Raw genomic sequence first — 15790 nt, forward strand, 5'->3', positions numbered from 1 at the left:
ACTGCACTCTGTTCCGCCAACATGGCGACAAAGAGAGAGAACTCACTGATCTGTCCCAGGCGGACCCCCACCTCTCGGGAAAACTTCTCACTTTCACCAGTACGCAGCAGAAAACGGCGAAACAGTGGCGGCTTTATCACTACCAGCAGTACACCCAGCATCAGTGCCGGCACCAGCAACTCCTGCATCATCGATGGGTCGAATTGCGCACCCAGGGAGAAGAAAAACAGGATCAGGAAAAAGTCCCGTAACGGTTTCAGGCTGGTGGCGATATATTGGGCGATTGGGCTGGTTGCAAGACTGACACCGGCAATAAACGCACCGATTTCAGCAGACAGCCCAACGGCGTGGGCCAGCTCTGCAAGGCCGAGGCACCAGCCGATTGCCACGAGAAAGATATATTCATGAAAGCGATCAAATTTCTGTATCAGGGGTAGCAGTATATACCTGACAAATAGCAGCGCGCCGCCAATGATCAGGGGTAACGAGACCGCTGTTTTCAGAAAGGTGGTCAGTTGGCTGGTGCCATTATCACCGCTGTTAAGAAACAACAGCACCAGAATCGCTATAACGTCCTGCAACAGCAATAAACCGACCACCAGCTCACCGGTATGCTTATGATGCAGCACTGTCGTGGGCAATAATTTAATGCCAATAATGGTGCTGGAGAACATCAGTGCGACGCCGATAATGATCGCTTCTGTGCGGGTGAAGCCGAAGGCGATGCCCACACCATAGCCGATGGCCATGAAAATAATGGCGCTGAAAATAGCTACCAGGGTGGCCTTTTTTAGCATATGTACCAGGTGGCTTGGCTGCATATCCAGTCCCAACAGGAAGAGCAGGAAAATGATGCCTACATGGGAGATGTCTGACAGCAGGGCGGTGTCCTGAATAAAACTATAACCATAAGGCCCCAGCGCTGCGCCCAGAATGATGTAGGCGACCAGCAGCGGTTGGCGGGTATAGAGAGCCACCGAGGCCAGTATTGCCGCCCCGGTAAAAATAAGAAAAAACGAGAAAACTAGGCTCTGTTGCATCATAGCGTTAGGCGAAATCCGGTAAGTTAGGGGTTGGCAGGTCAGCTGTAGTCAGTCGATATATCAACCTTAGTCTAGCGAATCTATATGCGGATATGAACCCAGTTTTTGCGCTTCCAGATATAAATATAAATGAGGGATGAGCCTGCCCGGTGAAATACCTGTAACAGCCAGATACCTGTAAGGCCATAACCTAACCAGGGGCCAATCAGCCAGGCCAGGGGTAGGTAGAAGCCCCATTGGCCCAGTGTGCTAATCAGCATTACTACACGGTTGGCACCAGCACCCAGCAGTGCCTGGGTTAATACAATGGCGGAGGCATCAAGGCAGATAGCCAGCCCCGTTAGCATTAACGGTTCGTGTGCTTCTTTTATCGCCTGATCTGTTGCCAGAAACAGTCCAAGCAACAGGTCCGGGAAGAACCACATTGGCAGGCTGAGCAGGAACATGATCAGGGTCGCGGTTATAATAACATCCCAGCCCCAGCGGCTGGCCAGGGCGGTGTTGTGTTGTCCCAGCGCGTGGCTTACCAGCGTGGTGGTTGCCACGCCCAGCCCGACTCCTGGTAGAATCAGCAACAACGCCAGATTGATCAGTATATGCCCGATTGCCTGTTGCGCCGTTCCCAGCAGGCCGATAATCCAGAAAAGTACAACGATCGCTGCGGCAAAAAAGAACTGCTGGATTGAGTGAGGAATGGCCAGACGAAGCAGCGATATTAATCCCGCTTTGTCGCTCAGTTTAAAGTGAAACAGGCCATTTTTAATGGCTGAAGGCAGTGTTACCAGTGCAAACAGTATTGCCCCGATGTAAAGGGAAAGAGTTGTTCCCAGTCCCGCGCCCGGTGCGCCCATCGCCGGCAATCCAAGATAGCCAAAAATCAGGGTGTAGCTAATCAGGATATTGAAGATCTGTACAGCGAGGAGAATACGCAGATATACCATCGGCCTGTTGATGCCATTCCAGTAACCACGAAAACTCAGATTAAGCCCGACTGCCAGCAGTGCCAGTATACGATATTGAAAGTAGTCACCGGCAATAGTCTGGGCCTGAATATCGTCGCTTAACAGCGTGATCAGCGGTTCGGCGTTGAAAAAAAACAGAATGCTCAGGGGGATCGCAATCATAAATGCGAGGATGATTCCCCAGCTGAGAGGGGTGGCCATTTCGTTATACAGACTCTGCCCCCGACGGCGGGCAACCAGTGCCTGCACCCCTGAAGACAGTCCCAGTATCAGGCTGACGGCGAGAAAGTTCAGATAGCCGCCGATACCCACTCCGGCCAGGGCGGTTTCACCCAGACGCCCTACCATCGCAGCGTCTACGAGGTTTAGTACACTCTGCGACAGCATGCCGCCAATAATCGGCAGACCCAGCGTGAGAATGGTTTTAATGCGCTGCAGGCGGTTCAAAAAAGCAGTGTCCTATTACTGGAATCGATGATTGAATGTCGATCAGAATGTTGTGAAGTCAGTTGCAAAGGTGTAAAAGGGGGCAGTTTAACAGAATTGACAGGCGATGTTTCGGATAATAGCCGAGCAATTTACTCGGGATTGGAAAGCGTGTATCCTGAAAGCCATATTGAGAGAGTGATTTAACAGGAATTTTGATGAATATTACCGTAACTGAATCAGCCGAAACCTACCTCGCAGAGCTGCTGGAAAAGCAGAATGTTGAAGGTATTGCTGTGCGGATGTTCGTAACCCAGCCGGGTACGCCTTACGCTGAAACCTGCCTGGCCTACTGCCGTCCCGACGAAGTTGTAGAAGATGACGTTGTGATGTTAAAGGAAAAGGTTAAGTTTTATTTCGAAAAAAACAGTTTGCCCTACCTTGAGGAAGCGACGGTCGATTTTGCCACTGATCGTATGGGCGGACAGCTGACGATTAAAGCGCCGAACGCCAAAGTGCCAAAAGTATCCGATGATAGTCCGATGGAAGAGCAGATAAATTATATTCTCTACTCTGATATCAATCCGGGCCTGTCTTCACATGGTGGTGAAGTGAAGCTGATTGAACTGATCGAAGAGGAGAGCGGTCATATTGCTATCCTGCAGTTTGGGGGCGGGTGTCAGGGCTGTAGCGCCGTTGATATGACGCTTAAGGATGGCGTGGAGAAAACGCTGGTAGAGCGGATTAAGGGCCTTGTCGGTGTACGCGATGTGACTGATCACAGCGTAACCGATAATGCCTATTACCGATAAGGCGTTATCGTTTCAGGAAGCCCGGCATGTCCGGGCTTTTTTAATGAAAAAAGCTGAGGTCATAACAATACCCACCATTTTGATACGTTGTTACCCTCATGGCGAACTGATATAACGCTATCTGATGGTTTTACATTTTTATGTAACTTTTGTTGTGGTGTGCTTGTATTTTGCCGTCCAAGCCCCATTTATCAGTAAGAACGATATGTCGTACAGTCCGTAACTGCTGTATCTCCCGCAGTTTCTTCCGAAAAAGGAGTAAGGTCCATTATGGCACCACTCGAGAATGATAAAGAGATCACTACCACTACATTGCCGGTTTTGCCGCTGCGTGATGTTGTTATTTACCCTCATATGGTGATCCCGCTGTTTGTCGGCCGTGAAAAATCGATTCAGGCCCTCGAAGCAGCGATGTTGCAGGATAAAGAGATTCTGCTGATTGCACAGAAAAATGCCTCCGATGATGAACCTGTCGGTGGTGATCTGTTCTCTATTGGCACCGTCGCAAGTGTGCTGCAGATGCTGAAACTACCCGATGGCACGGTTAAAGTGCTGGTGGAAGGGGATTATCGTGCCCGTATAGAGAAGCTTCATACGACTGAAGCGCATTTTACTGCGGACGTTACAATTCTGCCGATCAGCGAAGTCAGTGACAGTGAAGCGGATATCTATAAGCGCACCGCACTGGATCAGTTTGAACGCTTTGTTCAGGTGAATAAGAAGATTCCGGCAGAGGTGCTGACCTCGCTGGGGTCGATTGATGAGATCGGCCGTCTGGCAGATACCATCGCCGCGCATATGTCGCTCAAACTCGATGAAAAACAGAAAATTCTGGAAATTCTGGACGACAAACTGCGTCTGGAACATCTGATGGCGCTGATGGAGTCTGAGATTGATCTGGTTGAAGTTGAAAAACGGATCCGTGGCCGGGTTAAGAAACAGATGGAAAAAAGCCAGCGTGAGTACTATCTGAATGAGCAGATGAAAGCGATTCAGAAAGAGCTGGGAGATCTGGATGAAAACGGCACCACCGATATCGAAGAGCTGAAAAAGCGCATTGATACCGCGGGTATGCCGAAAGAGGCTTTGGATAAAACTCTCAACGAATACAATAAGTTGAAGATGATGTCTCCGATGTCGGCTGAAGCGACGGTGGTGCGCGGTTATATCGACTGGATGTTGCAGATTCCCTGGTCGAAACGTTCGAAACTGCGTCACGATATGAAACGTGCCGAGTCGATTCTGAATGAGGATCATTATGGTCTTGAAGAGGTTAAAGACCGGATTCTTGAATATCTGGCAGTACAGCGCCGGGTGCGTAAGCTAAAAGGGCCCATACTCTGTCTGGTGGGGCCTCCGGGTGTAGGTAAAACCTCTCTGGGACAGTCAATTGCCCGGGCAACGAACCGCGAGTATGTGCGGATGGCGCTGGGTGGTGTCAGAGATGAAGCGGAAATCCGTGGACACCGTCGTACCTATATTGGTTCGATGCCGGGTAAGCTGATTCAGAAGATGTCTAAAGTGGGGGTTAAAAACCCGCTGTTCCTGCTCGACGAGATCGATAAAATGGGCATGGATCAGCGTGGCGATCCTGCGTCAGCCTTGTTGGAAGTGCTCGACCCGGAACAGAACAGCACCTTTAATGATCACTACCTTGAAGTTGATTACGATCTGTCTGATGTGATGTTTGTCTGTACCTCTAACTCGATGAATATTCCAGGCCCTCTGCTAGACCGTCTGGAGATTATCCGCATCCCCGGTTATACCGAAGATGAAAAATTAAATATAGCTCGTAAATATCTGATTCCTAAGCAGATTAAGACAAATGGTCTGAAAGCTGATGAGCTGGTAATTAGCGACGAAGCGGTCACCGATCTGATTCGCTATTACACTCGCGAAGCGGGTGTCCGGGGCCTTGAACGGGAGATCGCTAAGATCTGTCGCAAGGTGATTAAAGAGATCGCACTGAGCGATGATAAAAACGCTTCAGTTGTTGCTAACAGCGAAAATCTTGAGCATTACTCCGGGGTCCGCAAGTGCAACTTCGGTGTGGCTGAAGAGGAGGATCGTATCGGCCAGGTAACCGGTCTGGCGTGGACGTCGGTTGGTGGTGATATCCTGACGATCGAGTCAGCGGTAGTTCCGGGTAAAGGGCGTCAGATTCGTACGGGTTCTCTGGGTGAAGTGATGCAGGAGTCGATTCAGGCGGCCATGACGGTAGTGAGAAGTCGCGCTGAATCGCTGGGCATTAATCCGGATTTTCATGAAGAAAACGACATTCATATCCATGTTCCTGAAGGTGCGACGCCAAAAGATGGACCAAGTGCTGGTATCGGGATGTGTACTGCATTAGTATCTGTGCTGACCAGCATTCCGGTGCGCTCTGATGTGGCGATGACCGGAGAGATTACTCTGCGTGGGCAGGTTCTGCCTATCGGAGGGCTGAAAGAAAAGTTGCTGGCCGCACACCGCGGTGGAATCAAAACGGTCATTATTCCGGATGAGAATAAGCGCGATCTGAAGGAGATTCCTGAAAACATCAAGGCAGACCTTAAAATTTGTCCGGTAAAATGGATAGATGAGGTATTGCAAATTGCCCTGAAATACAGTCCGGAACCTCTGACTGAGGAGCAAAAGGCAAGCTTTTCTGAAAAGAAAAAGCAAGCAAAAAATGAGCGGGGACAAATAAAACCGCATTAACACAAAATAGTGGCAAATCAGGCTGCAACCCGCTTGACACCTGATTTGCAGGCTTGGTATAAATTGTCCGTCAACTTGCTGGGCATGGGCTACAGAATATAAAAATGATTCATATAAGGGGAACAATGTGAATAAATCTGAACTAATCGACGCAATTGCAGCTTCTGCGGATATTCCAAAAGCAGCTGCTGGTCGCGCACTGGACGCAACACTGGAATCTATTTCCGGCGCTCTGCAAAAGGGCGACTCTGTTGCTCTGGTAGGCTTCGGTACTTTCGGTGTTAAAGAGCGTGCTGCGCGTACCGGTCGTAACCCTCAGACTGGTCAGCCAATCCAGATCGCTGCTGCGACTCTGCCAACTTTCAAGCCTGGTAAGGCTCTGAAAGACGCTGTAAACAAGTAATAAAAGCTAGCGCCTGATCCGTAAGGATCGCTGGCACCCGGAGCGGTAGTTCAGTTGGTTAGAATACCTGCCTGTCACGCAGGGGGTCGCGGGTTCGAGTCCCGTCCGTTCCGCCAAATGTGAGATTGCTGACTTAGTTAGCATATCTCTGGGTAACGATAGCCTGCATAATAGTGGTTACCGTATTGCCAAACATATAAAAGGCGCATCCTGTCAGGGATGCGCCTTTTTTTCTATTTGTACACTACCTTAGAGGCCAAGAGGCATCATGCTTCAGAATATCCGAGATAACTCCCAGGGAATCGTCGCCAAGATCATTGTTGGTCTGATCGTCGTCACCTTTGCACTGTTTGGGGTGGAGTCCCTGGTCAGCCTGACCTCAGGTTCAAACGCCCCCGCAACGGTTAACGGTGTTGATATTAGTGAACGGGATCTGTTGCAGGGCGCTGACCTGCAGCGTCGTCAGTTATTGGCGCAGATGGGCGAAAATGCTGATCCAACCCTGCTGGATGATAATCTTATTCGTAAGGCCACGCTGGACAACCTTATTCAGCAGGAGATTCTGGTGCAGTCTGCGGTTGACCAGAACATGGCGATCTCTGATCAGGTGCTGGATCAGATGATTATTAATACTCAGGATTTCAAGGTGAATGGTGTGTTTAATCCCGATCAGTATCAGGCGGTACTGCGAAATGCGGGGCTGACGCCATTGATGTATAAGAATCTGCTGCGCAAAGAAACGCTGATTAGCTATGAGCGCTCAGGTTATATGCTTTCTGCATTCGTTCTCAACGACGAAGCAGAGCGAATTATGACACTGGATCGTGAAACTCGCGATCTGGCGTATGTAAAAGTGGGTCTGCAGGATTACATGCAGGGAGTATCACTGACTCCAGCCGACCTGACCGCCTACTATGACGCACATCAGCAGGACTTTATGACCGAAGAGCAGGTGGCTATTGAATACCTGCTGGTCAATAAAGCCGATCTGCTGAAAGAGGTTAAAGTTGATGAAACTGAGCTACAGGCACAGTTCGAACAGCTTAAAGCCGCATTCAAGTCTGAAGAGCAGCGCACGGTCTCCCATATCATGATCGAAGTGTCTGATAAGGTTGATGATGCCGCTGCCCTGGCGAAGGCTGAGGCGCTGGAAAAGAAACTGGCCGCTGGCGAAGATTTTGCCGCGCTGGCTCAGTCTGAGTCGGATGATCCGGGCTCCGCTGCTGCTGGTGGTGATCTGGGTGTGTATCAGAAGGGGATGCTGGATGGCCCGTTTGAGCAGGCGGTGTATTCTCTGAAAGCTGGAGAGGTATCCGCACCTGTTCGAACAGCATTCGGCTATCATATTATCAAACTGACCGGTCTGTCCGAGTCTAAGGCTCCGGAATTTGACGAGGTTAAAGATCAGCTGATTGCTGAACAGATGGATAACAAAGTTGAGCAGATCTATGTTGAACGGGTTGGGCAGCTGACCGATCTGGCGTTCTCGTCCGGAGATCTGCAGGATCCCGCTGCCGAGCTGAAACTGAATATCATCGAAGCGGCCCCCTTCAGTCGTAAAGGTGGTAATGATGACATTACTTCCAACCCACGGGTGGTACGTGCTGCCTTTAACGAAGAACTGATTCGCGACAGTCTGAACAGCGATCCGATTGAGCTGGACTCTGGCCGTACTCTTGTACTGCGTATTAAGGACCATATCACGCCACGTCAGCTGAGTGAGGAAGAAGTTAAGCCTCAGATTACTGAGATTCTGACTCTGAAGAAAGCTGGTGAAGCACTGCAAGCCTCTCTGGAGTCAGAGCTTGAACAACTGCAACAGGGTGGTGAGCGTGTGGCGATCAATGGTTCTGAGTGGCAAACTGCGGACGCAGTAGGCCGTGCCGACCGTAACCAGCCTGTCGAGGTCATCGCTGCTGCATTTAAGCTGCCTAAGCCTGAACAGGGTGCCTCATATAGTCTGATCAGGCTGAATGATGGTACACAGGGAATTGTTGCGGTAACCGCCGTGAATGAGCCAGACCTGTCGACCGTATCGGCCGATGAGAAAAAAGCGATGCGCAACATTCTCAGTCAGCGCTCTGGTCAGTTTGACTACCAGGCAATGATGGAAGCACGTAAAAACGCTGCAGAAGTCGAAAGGCTCTGATATCTGAGGATTTCATTAAACGTAAAAGGCTGCTGATGCAGCCTTTTTTATGCTTGTCTGAAGTGTAAAAATCCTGGCGTTACAACCCAGACTCAATCGTGTAATATTCGACAAGTGCCAAGGAGATCATAAGGCAACTACAGGCTATGGAAGGTGTTTTAAGCCCTGCAGTATGTAATCGTTCAGCTTAATTCAGAGTGTGCTCAGTTACCGGCACTGAATGGTGGTGACTTTATGTTTGCCGTCTCAGGCTTGTTAAGGTCGGGCCCGGGCTCGCAGATATGATCTCCTTTTGACTTAGAGATTTACCGTCGTAAACCGCTTTTATACAGGGAGTATTTCAAGCAAATGGAAACCATTAGCCGCATTTCATCGGACACAAACACGGCATTGAATGATGTAGCAAGTCACACTGCGCTGGTATTAGAAACGAATAATCTGCGTGGGGGGGAATGTTTTGAGCAGGTCGTAAGTAGCCTGAAGCGGGTGACCGGACTACTGTCACAGCAAAGTATTCCTCTGACGGCACTGGCGCAAATAGTCATTACTCACGATGGTTTGGATGAGTCTTCCTGTAAAGTTCTGGAAGGTATTGCGGGGAAGCAGATCGATTTTGTGTTGATTGATTCAACGACGGGCTACTATCAAGCTAAGAATGCAGGGTTTGCCGCCACGGATCCCGAACACTGTAAATGGGTGGTTTTTGCTGATGCAGATTGTGTGCCTGCTGCAGACTGGTTAGCTCAGCTACTGTATCCATTTATCAAGGATGAAACTCTTGCTGTCGTGGCGGGCCGTACCAGCTATGCCCCCAATCTTGCTGGCACTGCACTGACAACGCTTGATTTTATGTATTTCCCAAGCCCTCTGGCAGAGGGTGCTACACGTAATTTTTACGCTAATAATGTTGCCTTTCGTCGCGAGGTTTTCGCTGCATATCATTACCAGGACTTAGCTAGTGTCTACCGGGCACATTGTCAGGTTCTCGGTCTGCAGCTGCAGTCGCAGGGTATACCGCTACACTTCGCGGCTAAAGCGCACACTGTGCATCGCTTTCCAGACAGTTTGAGCGACATCGTTAAACTGAGGTGGTTGCGGGGCCAGGATACTCATGGACTGACCCCCTTTCTGGTAAAAAGCTATATGCCTGTAGGGTTGCAATGGTTGTCGCGCAGTGGCCCTATCGGGCCATTATGTGTTTTGTTTGCCCGGCTGAGTTATAGCCTGCGCGCCCTTAACCAGCAGAATCTACCTCCACTATATGGGCCTCGCTGGTTAGCGGCAATCCTCTTAATTATCTGCTTTTCAGTGTTGGATATGAGCGGCGCTCTGATGCGTGGTTTAGGCTTGCGCCTGCCGCGTGGCAAAGATGGTGGTGATGTGCAGGCTTTGTCCTATCATGGGCCATCAAAATGATCTTTAAGCAACAAATCATCGTCGGTCAGACTGGCGTATTTAAATTAGCCGATTTGGAACTTGAGATTTATGAGTATTGATACTTCACCGCTTTTGCACACGAGCTTCGCCCCGCCCGTGTTGAGTGGGTGGCCACGTTTGCAAGCGCAATGGGTGAACTACATTAAGCGAGCGGCGCTACGACAGCTTCATGCAAGTAACGCGGGTGAGCGGCTGTTGCTGTGTATCTATCTTATTGGGGAACAAGCAACTGAGATAGCGCTGCAGCGTGAACTCGTCACTGAGCCGCCAGACTGGTTGGTGCGTCAAATGGATCAGCATTTAGCCGAAGAACAGGAACATGTGCGAGCTTTCGGTGCGGCGTTGGCCCAGCGCGGTGACGTTAATGTTGCCCATAGTCAGGCGCAGCCTGACTGGTTAAGTCGGCGCAAAATAGCGCAATGGCATAGTGTCGCTCATCGCTATGAGACTTTATTCGCGAACGGCTTGCTGGTCCCCGCATTTGCCATCGGGTTGTGTGCAGAGCAGATGGCTACTCGGGTACTGGAACGTCATATCCGGTTGCTCAATCAAATGCCTCACGGACACGCTCTGCAGCCGTTGCTGGTGCGTGTACTGGCGGATGAGGGCAGGCATGTTCGACTTTGCGGTGAAGCGTTAACCCGCCTGGTAGAACCCCATGAGCAGTCAGTATTGCAAAAGATGCTGGCTGAGATCCGCGCTATTGATCGCTCCTGGTCAGTGACAGGTGCGCTAGGGCTGTTATTAACCGGTTTGATCTTCAGGTTATTGCCGGATAGGAGCTAAAGGTATGCGAATTGCCTATCTAGCGACTGCTGATGCCAGAGGTCACCTGATGCGCTCACAGTTGCTTTCACAGGCGTTGCAAGCTCGCGGTGTTGACGTACAGCTCATCACCACATCAGATGAAGGGCAGCGATTTTTAGCTGGCTTTGGTCTGACTGCAACCGTGCTGTCGCGCCATTACTCTGTGCAGTTTGATACCCAGCAAAATATGTTGCGTGAGGCGACCGATGCTAATGTGGCCAGCTATATCTTTCACCCTAAACGTATGGCCCGGGATATATTGAAACTACGCCATGTGTTTCGTGAAAATGACCTTGTGCTCAATGACTCATTTCATCCCGCTCTGCTGTTTATGGGATGCTTGCCTGGCTGGCGGCGTAAGGTGGTTCATATTTATGGTGCCAGTCTGCGCCAAGCGTTGGAGACTAACTTCAATGGTCGCCTTCCCGCCGTTATTGCGCGGCTATACAGCGGTATTGTTTCATTTCAGATCAACCGTGCCAGAGCACGTCTGGAACATGATTTTGCTTATCATCCTAAGGCAGAGCAAAGGGGAAACCGTATTCGCATACCCACCCCGGTCGCCCCGGTAAAGCCGGGAACTATTCTGTCTGAGCAGGGGAGCGAGTCAGTTGCGGTATATCTTAATCCACACTTCTGTGATCCGGCACTTGCCGCAGCGTTAGAGCAGGGCATTGCCAAAGCAGATCTGACTGCTCACTGTGTGGGCGAAGGCATGGCGAACCGTACTGGCTGGCTAGCTCAGGATACTGACTGGGTATCCCGTGCTGCCAGCAGCGCTCTGATCATTTCAGCACCGGGCATGGCGGCCCTATCGATAGCGCAGGTTTATGATCGTCCAATCATTCTGGTGCTGACAGATCAGCCCGAGCAACAGCGTAATGCTGCACGCGCTAAAGAGCTTGGCTTGCGGCACCGCATTGTCGTTTGGCAGGGGGATTCAGAAATGTTTGCCGGCAGTATTTATGCCGCCTGCTCAGCTTTATGTACAGATGCTGAGTTTACTGCCAGTGACAAGGCTGATAGTCGTGGTTATGACAGCGCGCTGAGGCGACTTGATATATGGTTGGATGAGTTGGTTTCTCTGGGGGGACGGTGATAACCCCCTGGGAATAGATTAAGCAACTGGTCAGATATATTTTAAGCGTTAACTGAGTAAGTCAGCTATGGCTTAATGGGTCTCAGTTGTTTCGGATTCCAGCAACAACAGCGCTCAGTCCCCACATGGGAATAATTAATTGCCATTGTAAAACCAGTCCGTGGATCACAATGGTATTTAACTGCTGCCTTTACCCCGCAGCAAAGGCGGCCTCGAGTAATCGGCGAGTATACTTCTGAGCTGGATTGTTGAAAATCTCAGACGCATCGCCCTGTTCAACGATGTCACCGTGCTGCATCACCAGAAGGTCATGGCTGAGGGCTTTGACGACAGCCAGGTCGTGGCTGATGAAGATATAGCTGAGTTTATAGCGCTGTTGCAGTTCGCGCAGCAGCTCGATTATCTGCGCCTGGACGGTGCGATCCAGTGCTGAGGTGGGTTCGTCGAGTATGATCAGCTCCGGTTTGAGAATCACTGCCCGGGCAATCGCGATCCGTTGCCGCTGGCCGCCGGAAAACTCATGCGGGTAGCGATGCCGGTCATCCGGGTTGAGCCCCACCTCCTGCAGCACATCAATAATCAGTTGTTCCCGCTCGGCTGGCAGGCCGATGTTATGAATCTCCAGACCTTCGCTGATTGACTCCGCGACGGACATGCGTGGGCTCAGGCTGCCGTAGGGGTCCTGAAAGACGATCTGCATTTTTCGCCGCAGCGGTTTTATCTCGTTCTGATTCAACTGATCGATAGGCTCGCCGGCAAAGCAGATACCTCCTTCAGAGCGCAGTAGCCGGAGTATTGCCAGTCCCAGGGTGGTTTTACCGGAGCCGCTTTCTCCCACCACGCCGAGCGTGCGGCCAGTGTAGAGGCGGATGCTGCAGGGGTTAACCGCTTTGATATAGTCGACTGTGCGCTTTAGCAGCCCGCGTTTGATCGGAAACCATACTTTCAGATTGTCGGTTTCAAGGATCGGCGTTCCCTGTTTCTCTACCGTCTGCGGCAGGCCGCGGGGCTCTGCATTCAGCAGAGTCTGCGTATACGGATGCTGTGGCTTGGCAAATAACCGTGCCGTGCTGCTTTGCTCGACCAGCGCCCCCTGATACATCACACAGACATCGTCACTGTAACGCCGCACAATATTCAGATCGTGGGTGATTAGCAGGATGGACATCCCCAGTTTCTGTTGCAGGGAGCGAAGTAGTTCGAGTATCTGTTCCTGGATGGTCACATCCAGTGCTGTGGTCGGCTCATCGGCGATCAGCAGTTCGGGATCATTCGCCAGTGCCATGGCGATCATCACGCGCTGGCGTTGTCCGCCGGAAAGCTCGTGAGGATAGCTGTTGAGTCGTTTCTCTGCTTCCTGGATGCCAACCAGGTTTAATAGCTCCAGGGTTCTCTCGCGGGCCTGAGAGCCTGTCAGACCTTTATGCAGCAACAGGGTCTCGCCTATTTGGCGGGAGATATTGTGCAGCGGGTTAAGCGAGGTCATCGGTTCCTGGAAGATCACGCTGATGCGGTCCCCCCGCAGCGAGCGCATCTCGGCTTCACTGTTTTGCAGCAGGTTCTTGCCTTTGTATAGAATCTCCCCTCCGGGGTGACTGGCTTTAGGGTAGGGCAGTAGCTTAAGAATCGACATCGCGGTGACCGATTTCCCTGAACCGGACTCACCAACCAGCGCCAGGGTTTTGCCCGCGACAATATCGAAACTGACATTTTTGACCGCATCAACCGCATCAACCGCATCAACCGCATGACTGTTCTGGCCAAAACGGACCGACAGGTTACGTACCGACAGCAGGGTTTCAGTCATTCATCACCTTCCGGGGGTCAAAAGCATCGCGCACCGCCTCGCCAATAAAGATCAGCAGCGTTAGCATGACTGACAGCGAGATAAACGCAGTTAATCCCAGCCATGGTGCATGAAGGTTGGCTTTACCCTGTGCCACGAGCTCGCCCAGTGAAGCCGAGCCGGGGGGTAAACCAAAACCGAGAAAGTCCAGCGCAGTGAGCGTCACCAGTGAACCGTTGAAGATAAACGGCATAAAGGTCAGGGTGGCGACCATCGCGTTTGGCAGTATATGACGAAACATGATCAGGCGGTTGTTCAGACCCAGTGCCCGGGCGGCTCTGACATATTCAAGATTACGGCCGCGGAGAAACTCGGCGCGCACCACATCCACCAGTTGCATCCAGGAGAACAGCAGCATAATGCCCAGCAGCCACCAGAAGTTGGGCTGCACAATACTGGCGAGAATGATCAGCAGGAAGAGCACCGGCATACCGGACCAGATCTCAATAAAACGCTGGAAAATAAGATCGACTTTGCCGCCGTAATAGCCCTGGACAGCGCCTGCAGCAACCCCGATTACGGAGCTGATAAGTGTCAGGGTGATGGCAAACAGTACCGACACTCTGAAGCCGTATATCACCCGGGCCAGCACATCACGTCCCTGATCATCGGTGCCCAGCAGGTTTTCAGCGCTTGGTGGCGAGGGGGCCGGTACCGGCAGATCCTGATTAATTGTCTGATAACTGAAGCGGATCGGTGGCCAGATAATCCAGCCGCCTTTACTGGTGATCAGATCCTGGATATAGGGGTCTTTATAATCCGCAAAGGTGTCAAATTCACCGCCGAACTGAAGTTCGGAATAATCGATAGCCACCGGATAGTAAAAGCTGTTTTCATAGCGTATTAGCAGTGGCTTATCGTTGGCAATCAGTTCGGCAAACAGACTGAGGATAAACAGGGTGAGAAATAGCCAGAGCGCCCAGTAACCGCGTCTATTGTTGCGAAAATTCTGGAGTCTGCGCTGGTTGATGGGGCTTATTTTTGTAGGCTTGAACCACTTCAGCATACTGCTCAGTTCTCTCTGCTTTCAAAATCGATGCGTGGGTCTACTGCGACATAGGTCAGATCACTGACAAGCTTCAGCAGCAGGCCGATCAGGGTGAAGATGTACAGGGTGCCAAAGATCACCGGGTAATCCCGTTTGATGACCGCTTCGTAGCCTAACAGGCCGATTCCGTCGAGGGAAAATATCACCTCAATCAGCATTGATCCGGTGAAGAAAATGCCGATCAGGGCCGCAGGCATCCCGGCAATAATCAACAGCATCGCATTACGGAACACGTGGCCATAGAGTACCTGGTTCTCTGTCAGACCTTTTGCCCTTGCGGTAACCACATACTGTTTGTTTATCTCATCTAAGAATGAGTTTTTGGTCAGCATCGAGAGGGTGGCAAAACTACCGATTACGGACACCAGTACCGGCAGGGTGATATGCCAGAAATAGTCCTTAATCTGGCCCCAGAGGGTTAGCTGATCGAAATCCGGTGAGGTTAGCCCACGCAACGGGAACCAGCTAAAGTAGGTGCCTCCGGCGAACAGCACGATCAGCAGAATAGCAAACAGAAAGTTGGGGATTGCGTAGCCGACGATGATGGCTGAGCTGGTCCAGACATCAAAGGGAGTACCATCGCGAACAGCTTTCTTAATACCTAAAGGTACTGCGACCAGGTAGGTGATCAGCGTGGTCCAGAGTCCCAGAGAGATCGACACCGGCAGCTTCTCAATAATCAGGTCGGTGACTTTTTTGCCACTGAACAGACTCTCACCAAAATCGAATACCAGATAGTTTTTCAGCATCTGTAAGAAACGTTCATGGGCCGGTTTATCAAAGCCAAACTGAGCTTCTATCTGCTTAACCAGTTGTGGGTCGAGTCCTCTGGCACCGCGATAGGTGCTGTTGTTGGTACTTGCTGATGCGCTGCTGAGGTCGGACTGGGCAGAACCATCAAAACGAGAGGTGGCGCTGGCATTCAGCCCCTGCAGGTTGGCAATGGTTTGTTCGACCGGGCCACCGGGGGCGGCCTGGACGATGATGAAGTTGATGGTCAGAATACCCAGCAGTGTAGGAATAATCAGCAGCAGACGCCGCAGGATATAGGCCGCCAT

General features: G+C 51.1%; 12 protein-coding genes and 1 tRNA gene. 8 read left to right on the plus strand and 5 right to left on the minus strand.

Features of this window, described 5'->3' with window-relative positions:
• Both ACQY8X_RS01005 and ACQY8X_RS01010 read right to left on the minus strand, forming a co-directional pair.
• A partial coding sequence (locus tag ACQY8X_RS01005; RefSeq protein ID WP_428033274.1) for a cation:proton antiporter occupies positions 1–1043 on the minus strand: 1043 nt, incomplete at its 3' end.
• 80 nt (positions 1044–1123) lie between these two features.
• Entirely contained in the window at positions 1124–2452 is a 1329-nt protein-coding gene (locus tag ACQY8X_RS01010; protein WP_428033275.1) for an MATE family efflux transporter, read from the minus strand.
• Between the two features lie 197 nt (positions 2453–2649).
• Between ACQY8X_RS01010 and nfuA the strand changes: the two genes are divergently transcribed.
• The 8 genes from nfuA to ACQY8X_RS01050 all read left to right on the plus strand — a co-directional run bounded on the left by nfuA (position 2650) and on the right by ACQY8X_RS01050 (position 11838).
• On the plus strand, positions 2650–3243 hold the full coding sequence (gene nfuA, locus ACQY8X_RS01015) for a Fe-S biogenesis protein NfuA (protein WP_428033276.1): 594 nt from the start codon (positions 2650–2652) through the stop codon (positions 3241–3243).
• A 270-nt stretch (positions 3244–3513) separates the two neighbouring features.
• Positions 3514–5943 carry an endopeptidase La gene (gene lon, locus ACQY8X_RS01020; protein WP_428033277.1) on the plus strand — a complete coding sequence of 810 codons (2430 nt, stop codon included), beginning with the start codon at positions 3514–3516 and terminating at the stop codon, positions 5941–5943.
• 127 nt (positions 5944–6070) lie between these two features.
• Complete coding sequence (locus ACQY8X_RS01025) at positions 6071–6346, plus strand: HU family DNA-binding protein (RefSeq protein ID WP_091358245.1); 276 nt, start codon at positions 6071–6073, stop codon at positions 6344–6346.
• A 39-nt stretch (positions 6347–6385) separates the two neighbouring features.
• Positions 6386–6462: transfer RNA gene (locus ACQY8X_RS01030), tRNA-Asp, on the plus strand.
• 152 nt (positions 6463–6614) lie between these two features.
• Positions 6615–8495: a SurA N-terminal domain-containing protein gene (locus ACQY8X_RS01035; RefSeq protein ID WP_428033278.1), complete on the plus strand. Its 1881-nt coding sequence runs from the start codon at positions 6615–6617 to the stop codon at positions 8493–8495.
• Positions 8496–8843: 348 nt separating this feature from the next.
• A complete protein-coding gene (locus ACQY8X_RS01040) occupies positions 8844–9911 on the plus strand; it encodes a glycosyltransferase (protein ID WP_428033279.1) in 1068 nt (355 codons plus the stop codon).
• A 69-nt stretch (positions 9912–9980) separates the two neighbouring features.
• Positions 9981–10718: a hypothetical protein gene (locus ACQY8X_RS01045; RefSeq protein ID WP_428033280.1), complete on the plus strand. Its 738-nt coding sequence runs from the start codon at positions 9981–9983 to the stop codon at positions 10716–10718.
• A 4-nt stretch (positions 10719–10722) separates the two neighbouring features.
• Positions 10723–11838 (plus strand): hypothetical protein, encoded by a 1116-nt coding sequence (locus tag ACQY8X_RS01050; RefSeq protein WP_428033281.1) that lies wholly within the window; start codon positions 10723–10725, stop codon positions 11836–11838.
• A gap of 190 nt (positions 11839–12028) precedes the next feature.
• Here ACQY8X_RS01050 and ACQY8X_RS01055 read toward each other — a convergent pair whose 3' ends face one another.
• The 3 genes from ACQY8X_RS01055 to ACQY8X_RS01065 are packed head-to-tail and all read right to left on the minus strand — an operon-like array spanning position 12029 to position 15790.
• Entirely contained in the window at positions 12029–13645 is a 1617-nt protein-coding gene (locus ACQY8X_RS01055; RefSeq protein ID WP_428033282.1) for an ABC transporter ATP-binding protein, read from the minus strand.
• The gene (locus tag ACQY8X_RS01060; RefSeq protein WP_428033283.1) at positions 13638–14690 is read right to left on the minus strand and encodes an ABC transporter permease; all 1053 of its coding nucleotides are present in this window, start codon (positions 14688–14690) and stop codon (positions 13638–13640) included. The genes ACQY8X_RS01055 and ACQY8X_RS01060 overlap by 8 nt, the downstream gene beginning before the upstream one ends.
• Positions 14691–14695: 5 nt before the next feature.
• Positions 14696–15790 carry a microcin C ABC transporter permease YejB gene (locus ACQY8X_RS01065; protein ID WP_428033284.1) on the minus strand — a complete coding sequence of 365 codons (1095 nt, stop codon included), beginning with the start codon at positions 15788–15790 and terminating at the stop codon, positions 14696–14698.

Source organism: Amphritea sp., assembly GCF_050300915.1.
In the GTDB taxonomy this organism is placed as follows: Bacteria; Pseudomonadota; Gammaproteobacteria; order Pseudomonadales; family Balneatricaceae; genus Amphritea.